This is a genomic window from Alkalibacterium sp. 20 (assembly GCF_001885615.1).
GTDB lineage: Bacteria > Bacillota > Bacilli > Lactobacillales > Carnobacteriaceae_A > Alkalibacterium.
Genome location: NZ_LSRN01000076.1, coordinates 1 through 3,019 on the forward strand (window position 1 = coordinate 1; position 3,019 = coordinate 3,019).

A 3,019-nucleotide genomic window follows, 5' to 3' on the forward strand; every position below is an offset into this window, starting at 1 on the left:
ATATATTATATTTAGTTGATTAATCTTTTATTCGCTTCTGTTATTACTTTCTCTGTCCATGATTTGTGCAAATTGAATTGCCTAGTCATATTTAGCATTTCAAAAATACTTAGTGCTTGACGTATATTTGATAAGCCTTTTGCTTTTTCGCCCTGTAAATAATTAATAATTCCATCAAGCCAAAGTTTCAAAATTTTAGCATATGCTTATTCGTCATTTAGCATTAAGGTACACATTGTTTCAACTGCTTCTGAAGCAATATTAAATTATTTATTATTAATAAAGTGCATAATGACATTTTGACTAAGCTTAAGCTTCAACTCATCATGTATATTCTTTTGATTTGTTTTATTTAAAAAATTACAGCTTTTCCATAAAATAATATCATGGCAGATTTATCATATAAAAAATGCTGTTATTTGATAGTCTTACTTCGTAGTATGTCCATTTTTCGCAAGAAAACAAATACTCTTGTAGTATTGCAACGCTTTTATTATTGTAATTTTCATTTTCTAATCTTGCAATATATATAGTTGCTAAGGCTGAGATATGCTTATATTTATTCTTATTATATAAATCATATAACTTATCGTAGTAAGAACTTAGGTTCTTAATTTCACTAGAGTCTACACTTTCGAATGCTTTTTTCAATCAATCCATCCATTAATAGATCCATATTATTATGAGAGTCATCATACACTCCTAAGTAGTGACTTATAGTCACATTCATGTTATCTAATATACATATAAAAGTGTCTATTTTAGGAATAACTTTATTTTCCTCAGCTATTTCAAACTAGAGCCAATTTGCATATGCACCTCTTTTCTACTAAGGTGTGAGCACACAGTATTCTGAATTTTTTCAATTTATACTGCATACTTATCAGTAGGGAAGGGAGCGTTAAATATGTGGAAATGGAATATTGAGAAAGTATCATTTTTGTAAATTATCGTGTGTTGTATGTACAACGCTAATATTAAAAAATATGAGAGGTGGATAATTTATGTTAAAAGGTAAAAAAGGAAAATTATTTACAGAATTTGCAGTTGTTATAGCTTTAGGAACATCATTGATTTCACTTAGTCCAGTAATTGCTGAAGCAGCGAGTACATCAAAAGTAGAAGTTAAAGAAGTTAGTACAAACAATGCTGGTATTAATACATACAATAAACTAAAATCTTTAGTGGATAACAACGTTAACATTATAAATAATCAGATTGAACTGTCCAATGAAGATTCGATTCGTAACTTCATATCAAACAATATTATAGAGCTTCAGCTATTAGGCGCAGAATATAGAAGTAGTCAGGAAATTTACACTGATATTACTAGTAGTATTAAACATATGAATAATCTTGTAAAAAGTGATAACTACAGTTTACGCAGTGACGGCTCTATAGTCGAAGTCCCTAATCTATCTGTTACCGCTGCGCGATCTTATAACATAAATGCTAGCTATTGGTGGGGAGTAAAGTATACATCTTTCAATAGAAACGGCACAATTGATTTAAAAACATTATTCTTAAATACTGCGCTTTTACAAGCAGCTACGGCAGGTGCGTTAGGTCTTACTCCAGCAGCTGCTCTTGGTATTATACCTCTTCTAGCAGGATCATACGACGGAATGATTGCTAACTCAATACAAGGAGAGTTGGATAAAAATACTGCTAATAATGGAATCAATGTTGACGTAAACAGCTATGTACCGTATTACTCAGTTTATCCTAGATAGGAGAATAGTTAATGGATAAAAAAATTATGTATCTAGTTGAATTGGCTTATTTGCTTGTTATTCTTTTATTTTCGTACTTTTATTGGAACACTAAGGTTATTGGCTTTTTATTGCCAATTTTACCACTTCTAGTTGGATTAATAGCAATACACAAAAAAAATATACAAAAAAATTAACTGCTTCGTTTAATATAATAAAATTGATTGGTTTAAGTCTAACAAAATTTGACTTAAACCAATCAATTTTTGTGTTCAAAAAAGTACCACATTTGTACCTACTTCTAACCATCTAAAGTCCCCTGCCAAAAAAGCAAAGGGGATTTTTCTGTTTTGCACGAAAAAAAGAGTCGGTTATTCCGACGTTTTCGTGCCTGTTCACGTCGAACCTTTTCAGCCTAAAGGCGAAAAAAAGGGAAGAGTGGACAGACGGTTTTTAGCCTCGCAGAGCGCACCCTTTACTTGGTAAAGGGTGCGCTCGACTTAACAAAAATTAAAGTCTCTCTAAGACCCACAACTATTTTAAAAAAGAATTCGGTGAAAATAACGTCCGTTACGCAACCGTCCATATGAACGAACGCCGCACATGCACATGGGTGTTGTGCCGTTTGACAAAGACAATAAACTCTCGTCTAAAAGAGTATTGACCCGACAAAAATTAATCGAGATCCAGGAGAATTTACCCAAACATTTGCAAGAAAAAGGCTTTGATATCGAGCGTGGGGAAAGGAATTCGCAAGCAAAGCATAAATCTGTGACTGAACTAAAACTCCAAACAGCCAAAGAGGTTCAGGAATTAGCGCAAGAAAGAGGGATTATACAAAGCGGAGTGAGCCACTACTCACAAGAATTGCATGAAATCTCTGAACAAGTCGAAGAAAAACAAGCGCTGGTTGAAAATCTCGAAAACAAAGCTGAAAAATTGCAATTTGAGGTCTCTGACTGGCAAAGGAACATAAAGAGGTCCCTGGAAGGAGAAAAAAACGCCTTAGAAGTGAAAATAGAACCCCTGAAGAACCTGCATGAGGAAATTGAAACTGAACTAGGCATTCTCGAAGCTCGAAAAAATGGAACGAAACGTGAATTTGAAGCTGTCTTAGACGATATACAAGATTTTAAAGCATTTAATGACCTGGTCGGACGCCAGCCGATTTAGAGCAAGCTGAACGCTGGAAGACGTACCTCGTTGATGGCAAAGAGTACATCCCAAACACCTTTGAAAAAGCCTTAAATACGCTAAACAAAGCGATTGATAAGTTGTTGTCGAAAATCCATCAACGATTAAGAACG

The 3,019-nt window shown here is 33.7% G+C and carries 3 protein-coding genes and 1 pseudogene; 3 read left to right on the forward strand and 1 reads right to left on the reverse strand.

Features of this window, described 5'->3' with window-relative positions; genetic code table 11:
- Positions 1–384 precede the first annotated feature (384 nt).
- Positions 385–651, reverse strand: coding sequence for a hypothetical protein (locus tag AX762_RS11025; protein WP_071849185.1), 267 nt, complete (start codon positions 649–651; stop codon positions 385–387).
- Positions 652–1,004: 353 nt separating this feature from the next.
- Between AX762_RS11025 and AX762_RS11030 the strand changes: the two genes are divergently transcribed.
- From AX762_RS11030 to AX762_RS11035, 3 genes and pseudogenes are all read left to right on the forward strand, one after another.
- Complete coding sequence (locus AX762_RS11030) at positions 1,005–1,733, forward strand: hypothetical protein (RefSeq protein WP_071849186.1); 729 nt, start codon at positions 1,005–1,007, stop codon at positions 1,731–1,733.
- 11 nt (positions 1,734–1,744) lie between these two features.
- Positions 1,745–1,909 carry a hypothetical protein gene (locus tag AX762_RS12845; protein WP_177244093.1) on the forward strand — a complete coding sequence of 55 codons (165 nt, stop codon included), beginning with the start codon at positions 1,745–1,747 and terminating at the stop codon, positions 1,907–1,909.
- Positions 1,910–2,312: 403 nt separating this feature from the next.
- Positions 2,313–2,885 (forward strand): annotated as a pseudogene (locus AX762_RS11035) (plasmid recombination protein); the annotation flags it as partial.
- Positions 2,886–3,019 lie beyond the last annotated feature (134 nt).